The organism is Pseudomonas sp. B3G-3, from assembly GCF_028640915.1.
Lineage (GTDB): Bacteria > Pseudomonadota > Gammaproteobacteria > Pseudomonadales > Pseudomonadaceae > Aquipseudomonas > Aquipseudomonas chlororaphis_I.
The window spans coordinates 1-19664 of the sequence record NZ_JAQZAB010000070.1 but is presented as its reverse complement, the minus strand read 5'-3'; the positions used below and the strand labels follow the sequence as shown (position 1 = coordinate 19664).

Below are 19664 nucleotides of genomic sequence, written 5' to 3'. Positions count from 1 at the left end.
GGTCGGGAACTGAATAAGGTCGCTTTGCAGATTGTTGACGTACGACACTCGTACAATCCATAAGAGGTGCTAGCATAGAGCCACCAGTCGATCTCAGCATGCACCCTAACTAGTAGTCAGGATATGACCGAGCCAGAAGACCCCAGCCGTGAGCGCCTCAAGCACCACTTTGCCCAGCGGGTAATTCACCAGGCTCGTCAGATCCTCGAGATATGGCAGCGCCTGCAGCGCAGCGAATGGTCGACCGCCGACATGTCCGAACTCAGCGAGGCCAACCTGCGCCTGCTGCGTTTCGCCGAACGCTTCGAGCAACCCGAACATACCCAACTGGCGCGCAGCATCAGCGATTCGCTGGAAGCGGTGGACGCCAACCGCGGGCGCCTGAGCAGCGGCCTGATCACCGACCTCAACCGCCTGATGCAACGCCTGTCGCGCACCGGCCTGCGCCATGGCGACCAGTTGGAACAGACCTTCCTGCCGCCCCTGCGCAAGCCGATCTACGTGATGCTGCAAGATCACGATCGCGGCGAGCGCCTGGCCAAGCAGCTGGAATTCTTCGGCCTTAGCGCCCAGTCCCTGGACAGCATCGCCGCGTTTCGCGCCTCGATGGTCGAGCGTCTGCCCGCGGCGATCGTCATCGACGTCGATTTCTGCGGCAACGGCATGGGCCTGCAACTGGCCGCCGAAGCCCAGGAAGGCCTGGAGCAGAAGCTGCCCCTGCTGTTCTTCAGCCTCCACGAAACCGACACCCCGACCCGCCTGGCCGCCGTGCGCGCCGGCGGCCAGGAGTTCCTCACCGGTACCCTGGAGGCTTCGAGCCTGCTGGAGAAGATCGAAATCCTCACCTGCGTCGCCCAGTATGAACCCTATAAAGTGCTGATCATCGACGACTCCCGCGCCCAGGCCCTGCACACCGAACGCCTGCTCAACAGCGCCGGGATCATCACCCGGACCCTGATCGAGCCGATCCAGGCGATGGCCGAACTGGCCGACTTCCAGCCGGACCTGATCATTCTCGACATGTACATGCCAGCCTGTACCGGCACCGAACTGGCCAAGGTAATCCGCCATAACGACCGTTATGTCAGCGTGCCGATCATCTACCTGTCGGCCGAAGACGACCTGGACAAGCAGCTGGACGCCATGAGCGAGGGCGGCGACGACTTCCTGACCAAGCCGATCAAGCCGCGCCACCTGATCACCACCGTGCGCAACCGCGCCGCCCGCGCGCGCAACCTCAAGGCGCGCATGGTGCGCGACAGCCTCACCGGGCTGTACAACCACACCCATATCCTGCAACTGCTGGAAGATTGCAGCTTCCGCGCGCGCCGCGAGAACAAGCCGCTGAGCTTCGCCATGCTCGACATCGACCACTTCAAGCGGGTCAACGACAGCCACGGCCACCCCATGGGCGACCGGGTGATCAAGAGCCTGGCGCTGTTTCTCAAGCAGCGCCTGCGCAAGACCGACTTCATCGGCCGCTACGGCGGCGAAGAGTTCGCCATCGTCATGCCCGACACCGACCTGGAAGCCGCCTGCAAGGTGCTGGATGAAATCCGCCAGCGCTTTGCCGAGATCCACTACCCGGCCCAGCCGCAGGACCTGTGGTGCACCTTCAGCGCCGGGGTGGTCGAACTGCGGGAAGATTCCGACAGCCTGATGATGGCCAGCCAGGCCGACGAAGCGCTCTATCGCGCCAAGGACAGCGGACGAAACCGCGTCCAGGCGGCGCGCCATCAAAGCGCCACTTTTTCACCGGAATCCACCGATTCGGTCATAACCCTGTAATACAAACGCAATAAATTCAGTCGCTTACCATTCAAGTCGTTGGTAGAACGCGATGCGCCTGAAGCTGCTGACCAATCTCAATACCCTGCTATTAGTTGCCGTTTGCCTGGCCCTGGGCGCCACGCTCTGGTGGTCGCAACGCGCCCTCGAACGCCCCTATCTATTGATGGAACGCTACCTGGGCTTGTCCCAGCAGTTCCAGAACCAGGCGGCGCGCAACATCGAGGACTACCTGGCCAGCGGCGACGCCCTGCGCCTGAGCAGCGCCAGCCAGGCCATCGAAACCCTGCAGGCCCAGCTCGGCGAACTGCCCGCGGAACTGGCGCAAAGCCTGCGCCCGAGCCTTTCGGGCCTGGCCGAATTCAGCAAGACCGACCTGCTGGCCGCCGGCAAACTGGCCGGCGATCCACAGGCGCTGCTGCTACAGGCCGAGCGCGAGCTGGGGGCCAGCCTCGAACAATTGAGCCAATACGCCACCGGAGCCGCCAGCAACCCGAGCGCCGCGACCTACCTGCCGCTGCTGCTGAGCGCCTCCCAGCACCTGGGCAAGCTGTCCCTGGCCCGGGAAAAACTGGTGAGCAGCGGCCGCAGCGAGCTGGCCGCCGACGTCGAGCGCGAAGTGAGCAACATGCGTACCCAGGCCGAGCAGCTGGACGCCCTGCCCTTGCTGGGTGTCGCGGCGAGCAACGAGTCGAATACCGATGACTTCGCCGCCATGATGGGCCTTGAGAACACCGAGAAAGCCGCCGCCGAAGACGCCGGCATCGGCCTCAAGCGCGAACTCAACAGCCTGCTCGGTCGTTACCCCGCCGAGCTGAACCGCACCCGCGAGCAGATCCAGAAACGCGCTGACCTCAGCGCCGCCACCCACCTGAAAATCACCGCCGTGCAGCAGGCCATCGCCGAGCTTGAGCCGGTGGTGCGCGCCCAACATGGGCAGATCCAGGGCGAAGTACGGCTGATGCAGGGCCTGATGATCGGCCTGATCCTGCTGATCGCCCTGCTTATCGATACCTTGCAGCGCCGGCTGGCGCGGGTCCTGACCAACCTGGCGCCGGCCCTGTCGACCTGGGCCGAAGGCGACTTCAGCCGCGACATCCAGCTGGGCCGGACCAACCGCGAACTGCACGATATCGAAGAGTCCCTGAACCGTCTGCGTGCCTACCTGGTGGACCTGGTGGGCACCATCCGGCAGAACGCCGAACAGGTCGCCGGCAGCAGCCGCGCCCTGGCGGACCTGAGCAGCGGCCTGCACGGCGGCGCCGAGCGCCAGGCCGGGGATACCGCGCAGATCCGTGACGCCCTGGGCGAGCTGGAAGCGACCATCCAGCAAGTCGCCGGCGATGCCAGCCAGGCCGCCGATGCCAGCCGCAGCGCCGGGCTGGCGGTGGAACAGGGGCAGAAAGTGATCGGCCTGAGCCTGACCGGGCTGCATGCCCTGGTCGGCGAAGTGCAGGGCAACGCGCAGATGATCGAACAGCTGGCCGAGGAATCGGCGACCATCGGCGGCGTGCTCACAGTGATCCGCTCCATTGCCGACCAGACCAACCTGCTGGCCCTGAACGCCGCCATCGAAGCCGCGCGGGCCGGGGAAATGGGTCGCGGCTTTGCCGTGGTCGCCGAAGAAGTGCGCTCCCTGGCGCAACGCACCGCTGGCGCCACCGCCGAGATCCAGACCCTGATCGCCGGCCTGCAGGCCGCTGCCCGGCAATCGGTGGAGGGCATGCGCGCCCAGGTCGAACATGCCGAAGCCACCGCCAGCCAGGCCCAGGCCGCCGACGGTGCGCTGGATGAAATCGTCGGGGCGATCCAGACCATCTCCGACACCGCCATCCGCATCGCCGATGTCACGGCCCAGCAAAGCGGCGCCGTCAGCGAAATCCGCGACCACAGCGAGCGCATCCATCAATTGGGTGGGGATAACCTGCAACGCATCGGCGAAGGCCGCGAACAAGGCGAGAACCTGCTGGCCCTGGGCGGCCAGTTGCACACGGCGGTGCAGGCGTTCCGCGTCTGACCCGAGCCCTATCGCGGGCAAGCCTCGCGCCTACAGACGACGCGAACCTGTAGGAGCGAGGCTTGCCCGCGATCAAGGGCAACCCAGACCACCCGCCAGCCTGCGAACCCCGCCGCTCTCCGCTATCATGCGCACACCTTCGATTCGCGAGATTGCCATGCGTCGCCTGCTTTGCCTGATGCTGTTCGTGCTTGCCCTGCCGGCGACCGCCGCCGGGCTGCTGGACAGCCGCCCCAGTTCGACCCTGGGTTCGATCAACAACAGCGCCGACTTCCTGCCGGTGCGCGAGGCGTTCCAGCTGAGCCTGCTACAAAGCACGCCGCAATCGATCAAGCTGCGTTTTGTCGCCACCGAGGGTTATTACCTCTATCGCCACCGCTTCCAGTTTCGCGCCGAGCCCGCCGACATCGCCCTGGGTGCCGCCCAACTGCCCAAGGGCGAACAGAAACACGACGAGTTTTTCGGCGACGTCGAGGTCTACCACGGCATTGTCGATGTCGAACTGCCGCGTACCGGCGCAGATCAACGGGCCTTCACCCTGGTCGTGACCTACCAGGGCTGCGCCGACAAGGGCCTGTGTTATCCACCGGAAACCGAGCGTTTGCAGATCGATGGCGCCGCCTCTTCTGCCAATCCCTCAAGTGCCGGCAGCCCCGCTACCGACAGTGGGAAAACCGGCTGGAGCTGGCGTGAACTGGCGCTGTTCTTCCTTGCCGGCATCGGCCTGACCTTTACTCCCTGCGTCCTGCCGATGCTGCCGATTCTGTCCGGCGTGGTCCTCAAGGGCCAAGTCGGCGGCTGGCGCGGCTTCAATCTGTCGCTAGCCTATGTGTTGCCGATGGCCGCCTGTTTCGCCCTGCTCGGCGCCTTGATGGGGCTGTTCGGCGCCCAGCTCAATTTGCAGGCGCGCCTGCAATCGGCCTGGGTGCTGGTGCCTTTTGCGTTGTTCTTCGTCGTGTTCGCCCTGGCGATGTTCGATGTCTTCGAACTCAAGCTGCCGCGTTTTGTCAGCCAACGCCTGGAACGCATCGCCGGGCGCACCGAAGGCGGCTCGCTGTGGGGCGCGGCGGTTCTCGGCGTGGTGTCCAGCCTGCTGGTATCGCCCTGCGTTTCGGCGCCGCTGGCAGGCGCCCTGCTGTATATCAGCGCCAGCGGCGACGCCCTGGGCGGCGCCCTGAAACTGTTCGCCCTGGGCCTGGGCATGGGCGCGCCGCTGTTGCTGGTGGCCACCGGCGGCGCGGCCTGGCTGCCGAAAAGCGGGCCATGGCTGATCTATGTGAAAAACGCCATTGGCGTGCTGCTGCTCGGCCTGGCGATCGGCCTGCTGAGCCGGGTCTTGCCGGGCCAGGTCAGCCTGTTGCTGATTGGTGCGCTGGCGGCCGGCGTCGGCCTGTTTCTCGGCGCCCTGGAATTTGTCTACAAGGCACCGCGCGCGCGCCTGGCGCAGCTGTGCGGGCTGTTCCTGCTGGTGTATGCCCTGGCCTGCTGGTACGGCGCATTCAGCGGCCAGACCGATCCGTTCAGCCCGCTCGCCCGCGCACCGGTCGCGACCACCAGCAACAGCCCTGAGAAAACCAGCGCCGGCCAGTGGCAGACCGTCACCACTCCGGGCGAGTTGGACCAGGCCCTGGCCGACGCCCGAAATGCCGGCGCCCCACTGCTCCTCGACTGGTACGCCGACTGGTGCATCAGTTGCAAAGTCATCGAACGCGAGGTGCTCAGCGACCGCCAGGTGGTCGAACGCCTGCAGGGCTATCGCCTGGTCCGCTTCGATATCACCGCCAGCAACCGCGAACAGCGCGCCCTGCTGGACCGCTACCACCTGTTCGGCCCGCCGGCGCTGATGTTCTTCGGCAAAGATGGCGTCGAACGTGCCGATGTGCGCGTGATCGGCGAAATCAGCGCCGCGGACTTCGCCGAACGCATTGCCGCAGCGAATGACCGGATTTAGTCAGGTGGTCACATATTTCGCGTAAACATCGGTCATCGTGCTGCCTATTGCAGAGAACTGGACAGTCACAAAGGCTTTGCGGCATAGTCGCCGGGTTCTGAATAATGGCCCACCGATAAAATAAGGAACGGCAGATGGCGACCCTACTGGTGCTTCACGGACCCAACCTGAACCTGCTCGGCACCCGTGAACCGGGGGTCTACGGCGCAGTCACCCTGGCTGAGATCAACCAGGACCTGGAACGCCGGGCTCGCGAGGCCGGCCACCATTTGCTCTACCTGCAAAGCAACGCCGAGTATGAATTGATCGACCGTATCCACGCTGCCCGCGATGAAGGCGTGGACTTCATTCTGATCAATCCAGCAGCTTTTACGCATACAAGTGTCGCATTACGTGACGCGCTGCTGGCGGTGAGCATCCCATTCATCGAAGTGCATTTGTCTAACGTGCACAAACGCGAACCTTTCCGCCATCACTCCTACTTCTCCGACGTTGCGGTGGGAGTGATCTGCGGCCTTGGCGCCAGCGGTTACCGACTGGCCCTGGAGGCCGCACTAGAGCAGCTTGAACAACAAGCTAAACGCCCCTGACCGACCCTTGGGAGTTGATGATTCATGGATATCCGTAAAGTTAAGAAACTGATCGAACTGCTGGAAGAGTCCGGCATCGACGAGCTGGAGATCAAGGAAGGCGAAGAGTCCGTACGCATCAGCCGCCACAGCAAGACTCCAGCCCAGCAGTACTACGCACCGGCACCGATGGCTGCTCCGGCCGCCGCACCTGCCGCTGCCGCTCCGGCCGCCGCCGCTGCACCAGCAGCTCCAGCCGCCCCAGCGCTGAACGGCAGCGTTGCCCGTTCGCCGATGGTCGGCACCTTCTACCGCAAATCCTCGCCAACCTCGCCAGCCTTCGTTGAAGTCGGCCAGAGCGTGAAGAAAGGCGACACCCTGTGCATCGTCGAAGCCATGAAGATGATGAACCACATCGAAGCTGAAACCAGCGGTGTGATCGAATCCATCCTCGTCGAAGACGGCCAGCCGGTTGAGTACGACCAACCGCTGTTCACCATCGTTTGAACCGCGGAGAGCCAACGATGTCTGCGAAGTTGGAAAAAGTTCTGATCGCCAACCGCGGTGAAATCGCCCTGCGGATCCTGCGTGCCTGCAAAGAGATGGGTATCAAGACCGTCGCCGTTTACTCCAAGGCCGACAAGGAACTGATGCACCTGGGTCTGGCAGACGAATCCGTCTGCATCGGCCCGGCCTCCGCCGCGCACTCCTACCTGCACATTCCGGCGATCATCGCGGCCGCCGAAGTGACTGGCGCCACTGCCATTCACCCAGGCTACGGCTTCCTCGCGGAAAACGCCGACTTCGCCGAGCAGGTCGAGAACTCCGGCTTCGCCTTCATCGGCCCGAAAGCCGAGACCATTCGCCTGATGGGCGACAAGGTATCGGCCAAGCACGCGATGATCGCTGCCGGCGTACCTACGGTTCCCGGTTCCGACGGCCCGCTGCCGGAAGACGAAGAAACCGCGTTGCGCATCGGCCGTGAAGTCGGCTACCCGGTGATCATCAAGGCCGCTGGCGGCGGCGGTGGTCGCGGCATGCGCGTGGTGCATAAAGAAGAAGACCTGATCTCCTCGGCCAAGCTGACCCGCTCCGAAGCGGGCGCGGCGTTCGGCAACCCGATGGTCTACCTGGAGAAGTTCCTGACCAACCCACGTCACGTGGAAGTCCAGGTGCTGTCCGACGGCCAGGGCAACGCGATCCACCTGGGCGACCGCGACTGCTCCCTGCAGCGTCGTCACCAGAAGGTGCTTGAAGAAGCGCCGGCCCCGGGCATCGACGAAACCGCTCGCCAGGAAGTCTTCGCGCGCTGCGTCAAGGCGTGCATCGACATCGGCTACCGCGGTGCCGGTACCTTCGAGTTCCTGTACGAGAACGGTCGTTTCTACTTCATCGAGATGAACACTCGTGTGCAGGTAGAGCACCCGGTATCGGAAATGGTCACTGGCGTCGACATCGTCAAGGAGATGCTGAGCATCGCCGCTGGCAACAAGCTGTCGATCTCCCAGAAGGACGTAGTCATTCGTGGCCACGCCCTGGAATGCCGGATCAACGCCGAAGACCCGAAAACCTTCATGCCAAGCCCAGGCACGGTCAAGCATTTCCATGCTCCGGGCGGCAATGGCGTACGCGTCGACTCGCACCTGTACAGCGGTTACGCGGTTCCACCGAACTACGATTCGTTGATCGGCAAGCTGATCACTTACGGGGCAACCCGTGAAGAAGCCATGGCGCGCATGCGCAATGCGCTGGACGAAATCGTGGTCGACGGGATCAAGACCAACATCCCGCTGCACCGCGACCTGACTCGTGACGAAGGCTTCTGCAAAGGTGGTGTGAACATTCACTACCTGGAGCACAAGCTGGCCGGTCAACACTGATCGACACCGCACCAGACCGACAAGGCCGCTTTCGAGCGGCCTTGTCGTTTCTGCCCCTCCAGCAGGAGCGAGCTTGCTCGCGATAGGGCCATCAGCGACAACGCGCATTTTCCTGATGTTACGCGGCGCCGCTGCAGGCATCGCGAGCAAGCTCGCTCCTACAGAGAGGCGGTGTGGGCAAGTGGAAATGGCGCCTGGCGTGTCGTCTTCTGCGCCCCGCTCGCGTAAACTTGCGCGCTTCTCGCAGCCCGCTAGGCTGCACATTACATATTTCAAAGGTGCCCGCCATGCCTTGGCTGCAAGTCCGTCTCGCCATCAGCCCAGAACAAGCCGAAACCTACGAAGACGCTTTTCTCGAAGTCGGCGCCGTTTCGGTGACCTTCATGGACGCCGAGGATCAGCCGATCTTCGAACCGGAACTCAACACCACCCCGCTGTGGAATCACACTCACCTGCTGGCCCTGTTCGAAGGCGGCACCGAGGCTGCCAGCGTGCTGGCCCACCTTGAGCTGCTGACCGGCAGCCCGCTGCCTGAACACCACAGCGAAGTGATCGAAGACCAGGACTGGGAACGCAGCTGGATGGACAACTTCCAGCCGATGCGTTTCGGCCAGCGCCTGTGGATCGTCCCCAGCTGGCACGCCGCTCCCGAGCCGGACGCGGTCAACCTGCTGCTCGATCCGGGCCTGGCCTTCGGCACCGGCACGCACCCGACCACCGCGCTGTGCCTGGAATGGCTCGACGGCCAGGACCTGAAAGGCTGCAACGTGCTGGACTTCGGTTGCGGCTCGGGGATCCTGGCGATCGCCGCCCTGCTGCTGGGCGCCAAGCAGGCGGTGGGCACCGACATCGACGTGCAGGCCCTGGAAGCCTCCCGCGACAACGCCGGGCGCAACAACATCGCCGAAGAACTATTCCCGCTCTATCTGCCGGAAGACCTGCCACAGGTCCAGGCGGACGTGCTGGTCGCCAATATCCTCGCCGGCCCGCTGGTTTCCCTGGCGCCGCAACTGTCCCGCCTGGTCAAGAGCGGCGGACGCCTGGCGCTGTCGGGCATCCTCGCCGAACAAGGTGAAGAAGTCGCGGCCGCCTACGCCCAGGACTTCGACCTGGATCCTATCGCCAACCTCGATGGCTGGGTACGCATCACCGGCCGTCGGCGCTAGAATGGCCGCCTGCATGAACCGGATCGCCGCATGACCGACAGTTTCGTCACCCAGTGCCCGCATTGCCAGACCAGCTTCCGCGTCAGCCACGCTCAGTTGAGCGTGGCCCGGGGCGTGGTGCGCTGCGGCTCGTGCCTGCAGGTGTTCAACGCCGCACGGCAGTTGCTTGAGCAACGCGCTGGCAAGGACGCTGTCGCTGCACTTTCCACACCGGCCACCCCTGCCGAACCGCTGACCCCGCCGCCACCGCGCGCCATCAGCCAGAAGCAGTGGAGCGCCACCGAACTCGACCTGGACAGCCTCGATCTGGACGAGGAGCTGGCCAAGCTCGAACAGCGGGAAATCCAGCCGACCAAGGCCTTTGGCCAGGAGCGCGCCGCCAGGGAAGACACCCTCAGTGCCCGCCGCGACCAGCCGGAAGCCGAAGAGGAACACTGGCCCGACAGCCTGTTCAGCCAGCCACCCGGCAGCAGCGACGACCTCGACGAAAAAACCGAGCCGGCCGCCGTCGATGCCGGCCGGTCCGGGCGTACCGAACCGTCGCTGTCCTTCAACCTGGACGATCTGGAAGACGAACCCAAGGCGCCCTCCCTGCTCCCGGACGACGACCTGGAGCCCATGCCAGCGCACAGCTCCCTGAAGGCCGACGAGCCCGATGAGATCGAGCCGCCAGCCAGCCCGACGCCACGACGCAACAAGCGTGGCCGCGCCGAGCCCGAGGCGCCGGACCCCGTGCTGCTGGACCTGGAAGACGACCCGATCCAGCTGGACTGGCAAAAGCGCCGCTCGCCCTGGGGCCGCCGCCTGCTCTGGAGTTTGTTGATCCTGCTGGCCGCCGCCGGCCTGGCGGGCCAGTACATTGCCTATCACTTCGACGAACTGGCGCGCCAGGACCAGTACCGCCCCTGGTTCCAGCAACTGTGCCCGGAACTGGGTTGCACCGTGCCCTCGAAGGTCGATATCGGTCGCATCAAGAGCAGCAACCTGGTGGTGCGCAGCCACCCGGACTTCAGCGGCGCCCTGGTAGTGGATGCGATCATCTACAACCGCGCGCCGTTCTCCCAGCCCTTCCCGCTGCTGGAGCTGCGTTTCGCCGACCTCAACGGCCATCTGATCGCCAGTCGTCGCTTCAAGCCCGGCGAATACGTCAAGGGTGAACTCGAAGGCGTGTCGGAGATGCCGCCGCAGACGCCGATCCACATCGCGCTGGACATCCTCGATCCGGGCCCCAAGGCCGTCAACTACAGCCTAAGCTTTCACTCGCCCGAGTAAGACGGGCCATCCGAGCAAAGGCCGCGCTGGATTGACGACGGTTTTCTGACTGCTGCCCAGCGGACCAAACCGTTGGCGATAACAGAATAACTGTTCAGATTTTATCCAATTCAGCCTTTATCCGGTCATCGAGAGCGGGTATCATGCCAACCCTTTTTCGAAGTCTCATGATCCGGCCCCACAACAGGGAAGTCCTATGTCGGCGGTACGCATCGGCCCATATACATTGCACAACGGCTTGATTCTCGCCCCCATGGCGGGAGTCACCGACCAGCCCTTTCGTCAGCTTTGCAAGCGGTTGGGTGCAGGCCTTGTAGTCTCGGAAATGGTCACCAGCGACATGAGTTTGTGGAACAGTCGCAAATCGCGTCTGCGCATGATCCACGAGGGTGATCCCGAGCCGCGCTCGGTACAGATCGCCGGTGGCGATGCACAGATGCTGGCGGATGCCGCCCGCGCCAACGTCGAGTTGGGCGCACAGATTATTGATATCAACATGGGTTGCCCGGCAAAGAAGGTCTGCAACAAGGCCGCCGGCTCCGCGTTACTGAAAGATGAAGATCTGGTGAACGAGATCCTGCAGGCCGTGGTGGCCGCAGTCGATGTGCCGGTCACCCTGAAGATCCGTACCGGCTGGGACCGGGCGAACAAGAACGGCCTGACGGTGGCGAAGATCGCCGAACAGGCAGGTATCACGGCATTGGCGGTCCATGGCCGGACCCGGGCCGACCTGTACACCGGTGTTGCCGAGTACGACACCATCGCTGCGATCAAGCAGGCGGTGTCGATCCCGGTCTTCGCCAACGGCGATATCGACTCGCCCGAAAAGGCCCGCTACGTCCTCGACGCTACCGGTGCCGACGGGCTGTTGATTGGCCGGACCGCTCAGGGGCGGCCATGGATTTTTCGTGAAATCGAGCATTTTCTGCGTACCGGTCAAACCCTGCCGGCACCTGAGCTGTTCGAGGTGGAACGTATTCTGCTTGAGCATCTGGCCGCGCTGCATGCCTTCTATGGCGATGTCATGGGCGTACGCATTGCTCGCAAGCATGTGGGCTGGTATCTCGCAACCCTGCCGGGCGCCAGGGAGTTTCGCGCCCACTTCAATCGTTTGGAAGATACGGAAGCACAGTGCGCCAACGTTCGTGAGTTCTTTGCCGAGCGTTACAAGAGCCTGGTGACAGGGGACGGAGAGGGGGTGGCCGCATGACGATGATGACCGAGACTTTAGTGAGTGGAACAGCACCCGTGAGCGACAACGTGAATTTGAAACAGCACCTCAATACACCGAGCGAAGAAGGCCAGACCCTTCGCGGGAGTGTCGAGAAGGCGCTGCACAATTATTTCGCCCACCTTGAGGGCGCGGCCGTCACGGACGTGTACAACCTGGTGCTCTCCGAAGTCGAGGCTCCGTTGCTCGAAAGCGTGATGAACTACGTCAAGGGCAACCAGACCAAGGCCAGCGAGCTGCTCGGTCTGAACCGCGGCACCCTGCGCAAGAAACTCAAGCAGTACGATTTGCTGTAAGCATTCAATCAAACCAGAAAGGCGCCCGCGTAAAACCGGTCGCCTTTTTTGCTGACTCCTTTGCTTTTGATGGAAATTGAGATGACCGACCAGACTACCCGCCTGCCGATCCGCCGCGCCTTGATCAGTGTTTCCGACAAGACCGGGATCCTCGAATTCGCCAAGGAGCTGGAAGCCCTGGGCGTGGAGATCCTCTCCACCGGCGGGACCTTCAAACTGCTGCAGGACAACGGCGTGGCCGCAGTAGAAGTCGCGGATTACACCGGTTTCGCGGAAATGATGGACGGCCGGGTGAAGACCCTGCACCCGAAAATCCACGGCGGTATCCTCGGTCGTCGCGGTATCGACGACGCCATCATGAACGAGCACGGCATCAAGCCGATCGACCTGGTAGCGGTCAACCTCTACCCGTTCGAAGCCACCATCTCCAAGCCGGGCTGCGACCTGCCGACCGCCATCGAGAACATCGACATCGGCGGCCCGACCATGGTCCGCTCGGCGGCCAAGAACCACAAAGACGTGGCCATCGTGGTCAACGCCAGCGACTACGGCCAGGTGCTGGAAAGCCTGAAGGCCGGCGGCCTGACCTACGCCCAGCGTTTCGACCTGATGCTCAAGGCCTTCGAACACACCGCGGCCTATGACGGCATGATCGCCAACTACATGGGCACCGTGAACCAGGCGGCTGAAACCCTGACCACCGAAGGCCGCAGCGAATTCCCGCGCACCTTCAACAGCCAGTTCATCAAGGCCCAGGAAATGCGCTACGGCGAGAACCCGCACCAGAGTGCGGCGTTCTACGTGGAAGCCAAGCCTGCCGAAGTCGGCATCGCCACCGCTACCCAGCTGCAAGGCAAGGAACTGTCGTACAACAACGTGGCCGACACCGACGCCGCGCTGGAATGCGTGAAGAGCTTCGTCAAGCCGGCCTGCGTCATCGTCAAGCACGCCAACCCGTGCGGCGTGGCCGTGAGCCCGGACGCTGAAGGCGGTATCCGCCAGGCGTACGAGCTGGCTTACGCCACCGACACCGAATCGGCCTTCGGCGGCATCATCGCCTTCAACCGCGAACTGGACGCCGAGACCGCCAAGGCCATCGTCGAGCGTCAGTTCGTCGAGGTGATCATCGCCCCTTCGGTCAGCGAGGAAGCCCGCGCCATCGTTGCCGCCAAGGCCAACGTGCGCCTGCTGGCCTGCGGCCAATGGTCGGCGGACCGTGTTCCGGCCTGGGACTACAAGCGCGTCAACGGTGGCCTGCTGGTGCAGAGCCGCGACATCGGCATGATCGGCGCCGACGACCTGAAAGTGGTGACCAAGCGCGCCCCGACCGAACAGGAAATCCACGACCTGATCTTCGCCTGGAAAGTGGCCAAGTTCGTCAAGTCCAACGCCATCGTCTACGCCAAGAACCGTCAGACCATCGGCGTCGGCGCTGGCCAGATGAGCCGCGTGAACTCCGCCCGTATCGCCGCGATCAAGGCTGAACACGCCGGCCTGCAAGTGCAGGGCGCGGTCATGGCATCCGATGCGTTCTTCCCGTTCCGCGACGGTATCGACAACGCGGCCAAGGTCGGCATCACCGCGGTGATCCAGCCAGGCGGCTCGATGCGCGACAATGAAGTGATCGCCGCCGCCGATGAAGCTGGCATTGCCATGGTCTTCACCGGTATGCGCCACTTCCGCCACTAAGAGCAGCCACAAGCTTCAAGCTGCAAGCGACAAGGCAGAGCCGACCGCAGTTGCTCTTGCCTTGCCCTTGCAGCCTTCCTAATTCAAAGCTGCACGCAGCACTTCAGAGCGATCCAGATTGCTCTTAACTTGCAGCTTGCGGCTTATAGCTTCCTCCGAAGGAGTCTGACTTGAACGTTTTGATCATTGGTAGCGGCGGTCGTGAACACGCCCTGGCCTGGAAAGTCGCTCAAGACCCACGGGTCGAGAAAGTCTTCGTTGCCCCGGGCAACGCCGGCACCGCCATCGAAGCCAAGTGCGAGAACGTGGCCATCGACGTATTGGCCCTCGAGCAACTGGCCGACTTCGCCGAGAAGAACGTTTCCCTGACCATCGTCGGTCCGGAAGTCCCGCTGGTCGCCGGCGTGGTCGATCTGTTCCGCTCCCGCGGCCTGGACTGCTTCGGTCCGACCGCTGGCGCGGCCCAGCTGGAAGGTTCGAAAGCCTTCACCAAGGACTTCCTGGCTCGCCACAAAATCCCGACCGCCGATTACCAGAACTTCACCGAGATCGAGCCAGCCCTGGCTTATCTGCGGGAAAAAGGCGCGCCGATCGTGATCAAGGCCGACGGCCTGGCCGCCGGTAAGGGCGTGATCGTCGCCATGACCCTGAGCGAGGCCGAAGACGCCGTGCGCGACATGCTGGCCGGCAATGCCTTCGGCGACGCCGGTTCGCGTGTGGTGATCGAAGAGTTCCTCGACGGCGAGGAAGCCAGCTTCATCGTCATGGTCGACGGCAAGAACGTGCTGCCCATGGCCACCAGCCAGGACCACAAACGTGTCGGCGACGGCGACAGCGGCCCGAACACCGGCGGCATGGGTGCTTACTCCCCTGCTCCGGTAGTCACCGCCGACGTGCACCAGCGCGTGATGGACCAGGTGATCTGGCCGACCGTGCGCGGCATGGCCGACGAAGGCAACGTCTACACCGGCTTCCTGTACGCCGGCCTGATGATCGACAAGGCCGGCAACCCGAAGGTCATCGAGTTCAACTGCCGCTTCGGCGACCCGGAAACCCAACCGGTGATGCTGCGCCTGCAGTCGAGCCTGGTGCTGCTGGTCGAAGCCGCCCTGGCCCAGGCGCTGGACAAGGTCGAAGCGCAATGGGATCCACGTCCGAGCCTGGGCATCGTCCTGGCCGCCGGCGGCTACCCTGGTGACTACGCCAAAGGCGCGCTGATCGAAGGCCTGGACGCGGCCGCCAAACTGGAAGGCAAAGTCTTCCACGCCGGTACCGCGCTCAAGGACGGTCAAGTGGTAACCTCCGGCGGCCGCGTGCTCTGCGCCACCGCCCTGGGCGACAGCGTAAGTGCCGCGCAGCAGCAGGCTTACCAACTGGCAGCTAAGATCGATTGGCAAGGCTGCTTCTACCGCAAAGACATCGGTTACCGGGCCATTGCCCGCGAGCGTGGCGAAAATCAGGAGTAATCCTGTCTTCCCGTCCGGCAGGCGCCCCAGGCCCTTGCCGGACGGCTCCAGCGCCGCGCATAGTTATAATCTGGCATCAACCTACGAAGGGATTTCGCCGTGCGCTGGCTCAGGACTGCCATAGGTTTCACCGTCACTCTGCTGACCCTGCTCTGCTTGATCCCGGCCCAGGCCGCACAAGGCAGTAACTGGGCCGTTTTGCTCGATGAACAGGCCGACCTGCAACTGAGCGATATCCGCTCCCCGCGCTACACCAATCAATTCAGCCCGATCGAACTGGAACGCATCACCGCCGCCGAACCCGGAGGCGCGTTATGGCTGCGTTTCAAACTGCAACCGGGCAAGCACGAACAACTGCTGCGGATCTTCGCGCCCGACCTGTCACGCCTGGACATGTATGTGCTGGACGGCGACAACCTGGTCGAGCAGCTGACCTCCGGCACCCAACAACCCCAGGCCGAACGGCCGTTGCCCAGCAGCGACTTCATGCTGCCGCTGCCACAGGAGCAGAAGACCCTCGATGTCTATCTGCGCCTGGTCTCCGACCATCAGCTGCGCCCTTACATCACCCTGCAACCGGCGGTCATGACCGCGGCCAATCAGGGCCAGAGCGTGCTCTACGGCCTGCTGTTCGGCTGCATGGGCATGCTGATGCTGCACAACCTGGTGCGCTACGCCTACACCCGTTCGCGCAGCAGCCTGTGGCTGGCGTCCTGCGAAGCCCTGGTGATGCTCAGCCTGGCGCTGATGCTCAACCTGTTCGGCCCCTGGCTGCCGGACTGGCATGCGATACAGACCCCTGGTGCCTACCTGGCGCTGCTCTTGACCACCCCTTGCGGGCTGATGTTCGTCTATCGCTTTTTCGCCCCGCTGGGCCCGCATCCGCTGAACAAACTGCTGCTGGTCGACATCCTGATGGTCGGCCTGTGCAGCCTGTTGCTGCTGTTCGTCGACTCGCTGCCGCTGAATCTCATCACCTACGGCCTGGTGGCCCTGGTCGGCCTGAGCATGCTGTTCATCGCCGGTTATCACTGGCACAAAGGCTACCGCCCGGCGCGCTACTTCGTGGCCGGCATGGGCATCTTCAACATCGGCGCGCTGATCGTGCTGCCGGCGCTGCTGGGGCTGACCATGGTCGCGCCCCAGGGGCTGATCGTCACCCTGCTGGTGACCATGTGCCTGAGCGGTTGGGCGATGAGCATCGCCCTGGGCGAGCGCCAGCGCAGCATCACCGAGGATGAGTTCAGCGTCAGCCGCGACCTCGCCGCCAGCAACGCCGAGGTCAATGCCAAGGCCGAGTTCCTGGCGAAGATCAGCCACGAGATCCGTACACCGATGAACGGCGTGCTGGGCATGACCGAACTGCTGCTGGGCACGCCCCTGTCGGTCAAGCAGCGCGACTACGTGCAGACCATCCACAGCGCCGGCAATGAGCTGCTGACCCTGATCAACGAGATCCTCGACATCTCCAAGCTCGAGTCCGGGCAGATCGAGCTGGACGATGTGCAATTCGACCTCAATGCACTGATCGAAGACTGCCTGAGTATTTTCCGCGCCAAGGCCGAGCAGCAGAACGTCGAGCTGATCAGCTTCATCCAGCCGCAGGTGCCGCGCGTGATCAGCGGCGACCCGACCCGCTTGCGCCAGGCCATGCTCAGCCTGCTGGAAAACGCCCTGAAGAAGACCGACGAAGGCGAGGTCCTGGTGGTGGTCGCGCTGGACGAGCGCACCAGCAAACCGCGCCTGCGCATCGCCGTGCAGGACAGCGGCCAGCCGATGGAAGCCGAAGAGCGCGATGCCCTGCTGCACTCGGAACTGCACAGCAAGAACTTCCTCGCCAGCACCCGCCTGGGCGGCAATCTCGGCCTGGTCATCGCCCGCCAGCTGATCCTGCTGATGCATGGCGAGTTCGGGATCAAGACCAGCGCCAACCAGGGCAGCACCCTGTGGCTGACCCTGCCGCTGGACCCGGAACGCCTGGAGCACCCGACCTCCGACCTGGATGGCCCGCTGCAAGGGGCGCGGGTGCTGGTGGTGGACGACAACGACACCTGCCGCAAGGTCCTGGTGCAGCAATGCAGCGCCTGGGGCCTGAACGTCAGCGCCGTGCCTTCGGGCAAGGAAGCCCTGGCCCTGCTGCGCACCAAGGCGCACCTGCGCGACTACTTCGACGTGGTGCTGCTCGACCAGAACATGCCCGGCATGACCGGCATGCAACTGGCGGCCAAGATCAAGGAAGACCCGAGCCTGAACCACGACATCCTGCTGATCATGCTCACCGGCATCAGCAACGCGCCGAGCAAGGTCATCGCGCGCAACGCCGGGGTCAAGCGCATCCTCGCCAAGCCGGTGGCCGGCTATACCCTCAAGACCACCCTGGCCGACGAGCTGACCCAGCGCAACAAGGGCCAGTTCGTGCCGCATCAGCCTCATGCGCTGAGCGGGGTTCCGGTGCCGGTCAAGGTACCGAGCGACTTCCGCATCCTGGTGGCCGAGGACAACAGCATTTCCACCAAGGTGATTCGCGGCATGCTCGGCAAGCTCAACCTGCAGCCCGATACCGCGAGCAACGGCGAGGAAGCCCTGCAAGCGATGAAGGCCCAGCGCTACGACCTGGTGCTGATGGATTGCGAAATGCCGATCCTCGACGGCTTCTCCGCCACCCAGCAGCTGCGGGCCTGGGAAGTCGGCAACCAGCGCGTGCGCACGCCCGTGGTGGCACTGACCGCGCACATCCTCACCGAACACAAGGAACGCGCGCGGCAGGCCGGCATGGACGGGCACATGGCCAAGCCGGTGGAGCTGTCGCAACTGCGCGAACTGATCGAGCACTGGGTGGCGCAGCGCGACCTGCAGAACCGCACCACGGCGCAACCGTCCTGAGCCGACAGCACGGCAAACGCCTGTTAAACTCCGCTCGCCCTCCCTCGCTGTGAGTTTGCGCCATGCTCCATGTGCTGTTCAGCGTGTACCTGAAGATGCTGGTGCTCTACAGCCCCTTCTTCGTCCTGTCCTGCTTCATCAGCCTGACTCGTGGCTACTCCAACAAGGAACGTCGGCGCCTGGCGTGGAACGTCGCCCTGGCGACCCTGGCCTCCAGCGTGCTGCTGTACCTGTTCGGACGGGTGATCTTCAGCGTGTTCGGTATCACCGTGGATGCCTTCCGCATCGGCGCGGGCAGCGTGCTGTTCATCTCGGCGCTGGGCATGGCCCAGGGCAAGTCGGCGATCCAGACCGACAACGTGCAGCAGGACGTGACCATAGTGCCCTTGACCATCCCCCTGACCGTCGGCCCCGGCACCATCGGCGCTCTGCTGGTGATGGGCGTCGGCCAGCCGCACTGGGACGACAAACTCACCGCGATTCTCAGCATCGCCCTGGCCAGCTTCACCGTCGGCGTGGTGCTGTACCTGTCCAACCGCATCGAGCGGATCCTCGGCGAGCAAGGCTTGCAGATCGTCAGCCGACTGATGGGCCTGTTCGTCTGCGCCCTGGCGGCGCAGATCATCTTTACCGGGGTCAAGGGGTACCTGGGTTAGGGGCAGCGGCAAGCTTCAAGCTTTAAGCGGCAAGAACGAGCAGGCTCACTGGGGACAGTGAGCCTGTGCTGTTTCTGGGGTGGACTTTTTATGCCTGCAGTTGCCACTGCAAGGCATCCAGGGCGTCGCAGCCGTCTTGTAGCAACAGGTGGGCGGCGTTGACGAAGTGAATCAGATCCTGATCGCCCACACCTTTGAGGCTCAGGCAGTTGAGGCTGTGCATCAGATCTCGCGATGCCTTGATGCGCTGCACCGCACCGCCATGCAGATCGGCTGCGGGCGCATTGCGATCGAGGTGGAAAATCGGGGTGGGGGTGAGATTGCTTTGTAGGGGGATGAAATCCGTCACGGGTATATCTCCATAGGTTGCTGAAGAACAACCACCCTGAGCGGCTAAACAAAAGGGTGGCAGCTGTACGAGGGTTAGCCGACCGGGTGCAGCCTATGAGAAACCCGGCACACCCGAAGGTGTCCCGCGCACAGCTGCCATAGAAGGTGCCATGCAGCAAAAAGCGCCAGCATGTTAATGGATGGCGCTTAAGCATTCATAGAGATGCTTTCCGACCGGCTAAGATCGACCGCCGATGCGTCGGCGACCGGGCAACTATGGCTTCGCAAAAAATCAGCGGCAACCGTCAAAGTGTTGCCATTACCTTCCACAGAACCAGACTTGCCGCACCGACCGGGGGCGCCCCTATTCCTCCTGTAGCCGCTGCCGAGCCCTAGCGAGGCTGCGATAGGACCGAAGGTCCTCCTGCGGTTTCGAGATCCCTGCGCCCGCTGCGCGGTCGATCGCAGCC

General features: G+C 63.6%; 15 protein-coding genes. 14 read left to right on the top strand and 1 reads right to left on the bottom strand.

Features of this window, described 5'->3' with window-relative positions:
- Window positions 1–123 precede the first annotated feature (123 nt).
- From PVZ80_RS07430 to PVZ80_RS07365, 14 genes are all read left to right on the top strand, one after another.
- The gene (locus PVZ80_RS07430; RefSeq protein ID WP_009041984.1) at window positions 124–1788 is read left to right on the top strand and encodes a response regulator; all 1665 of its coding nucleotides are present in this window, start codon (window positions 124–126) and stop codon (window positions 1786–1788) included.
- 1468 nt (window positions 1789–3256) lie between these two features.
- Window positions 3257–3805 (top strand): methyl-accepting chemotaxis protein, encoded by a 549-nt coding sequence (locus tag PVZ80_RS33925; RefSeq protein ID WP_404940395.1) that lies wholly within the window; start codon window positions 3257–3259, stop codon window positions 3803–3805.
- A gap of 157 nt (window positions 3806–3962) precedes the next feature.
- The gene (locus PVZ80_RS07420; RefSeq protein WP_273863611.1) at window positions 3963–5756 is read left to right on the top strand and encodes a protein-disulfide reductase DsbD; all 1794 of its coding nucleotides are present in this window, start codon (window positions 3963–3965) and stop codon (window positions 5754–5756) included.
- 134 nt (window positions 5757–5890) lie between these two features.
- Window positions 5891–6346, top strand: coding sequence for a type II 3-dehydroquinate dehydratase (gene aroQ / locus PVZ80_RS07415; RefSeq protein WP_007921644.1), 456 nt, complete (start codon window positions 5891–5893; stop codon window positions 6344–6346).
- A gap of 24 nt (window positions 6347–6370) precedes the next feature.
- Window positions 6371–6832 (top strand): acetyl-CoA carboxylase biotin carboxyl carrier protein, encoded by a 462-nt coding sequence (gene accB, locus PVZ80_RS07410; protein ID WP_096372960.1) that lies wholly within the window; start codon window positions 6371–6373, stop codon window positions 6830–6832.
- A 17-nt stretch (window positions 6833–6849) separates the two neighbouring features.
- Window positions 6850–8205: an acetyl-CoA carboxylase biotin carboxylase subunit gene (gene accC, locus PVZ80_RS07405; RefSeq protein WP_007921646.1), complete on the top strand. Its 1356-nt coding sequence runs from the start codon at window positions 6850–6852 to the stop codon at window positions 8203–8205.
- A 287-nt stretch (window positions 8206–8492) separates the two neighbouring features.
- On the top strand, window positions 8493–9371 hold the full coding sequence (prmA, locus tag PVZ80_RS07400) for a 50S ribosomal protein L11 methyltransferase (RefSeq protein WP_009046773.1): 879 nt from the start codon (window positions 8493–8495) through the stop codon (window positions 9369–9371).
- 30 nt (window positions 9372–9401) lie between these two features.
- Window positions 9402–10643 carry a DUF3426 domain-containing protein gene (locus PVZ80_RS07395; RefSeq protein ID WP_124339546.1) on the top strand — a complete coding sequence of 414 codons (1242 nt, stop codon included), beginning with the start codon at window positions 9402–9404 and terminating at the stop codon, window positions 10641–10643.
- 196 nt (window positions 10644–10839) lie between these two features.
- On the top strand, window positions 10840–11853 hold the full coding sequence (dusB, locus tag PVZ80_RS07390; RefSeq protein WP_273863610.1) for a tRNA dihydrouridine synthase DusB: 1014 nt from the start codon (window positions 10840–10842) through the stop codon (window positions 11851–11853).
- Window positions 11850–12170 (top strand): DNA-binding transcriptional regulator Fis, encoded by a 321-nt coding sequence (gene fis / locus PVZ80_RS07385; RefSeq protein ID WP_007921650.1) that lies wholly within the window; start codon window positions 11850–11852, stop codon window positions 12168–12170. Before dusB ends, fis begins: the two co-directional genes overlap by 4 nt.
- Before the next feature lie 81 nt (window positions 12171–12251).
- Window positions 12252–13859, top strand: coding sequence for a bifunctional phosphoribosylaminoimidazolecarboxamide formyltransferase/IMP cyclohydrolase (purH, locus tag PVZ80_RS07380; RefSeq protein WP_009046770.1), 1608 nt, complete (start codon window positions 12252–12254; stop codon window positions 13857–13859).
- A gap of 170 nt (window positions 13860–14029) precedes the next feature.
- Entirely contained in the window at window positions 14030–15325 is a 1296-nt protein-coding gene (gene purD, locus PVZ80_RS07375) for a phosphoribosylamine--glycine ligase (RefSeq protein WP_198919694.1), read from the top strand.
- 99 nt (window positions 15326–15424) lie between these two features.
- Complete coding sequence (locus tag PVZ80_RS07370) at window positions 15425–18208, top strand: hybrid sensor histidine kinase/response regulator (protein ID WP_016703771.1); 2784 nt, start codon at window positions 15425–15427, stop codon at window positions 18206–18208.
- 62 nt (window positions 18209–18270) lie between these two features.
- The gene (locus PVZ80_RS07365) at window positions 18271–18864 is read left to right on the top strand and encodes a MarC family protein (RefSeq protein ID WP_009046767.1); all 594 of its coding nucleotides are present in this window, start codon (window positions 18271–18273) and stop codon (window positions 18862–18864) included.
- A gap of 88 nt (window positions 18865–18952) precedes the next feature.
- Here the strand turns inward: PVZ80_RS07365 and PVZ80_RS07360 are convergent, their stop codons facing one another.
- A complete protein-coding gene (locus tag PVZ80_RS07360) occupies window positions 18953–19213 on the bottom strand; it encodes a hypothetical protein (RefSeq protein ID WP_273863609.1) in 261 nt (86 codons plus the stop codon).
- Window positions 19214–19664: the final 451 nt, after the last annotated feature.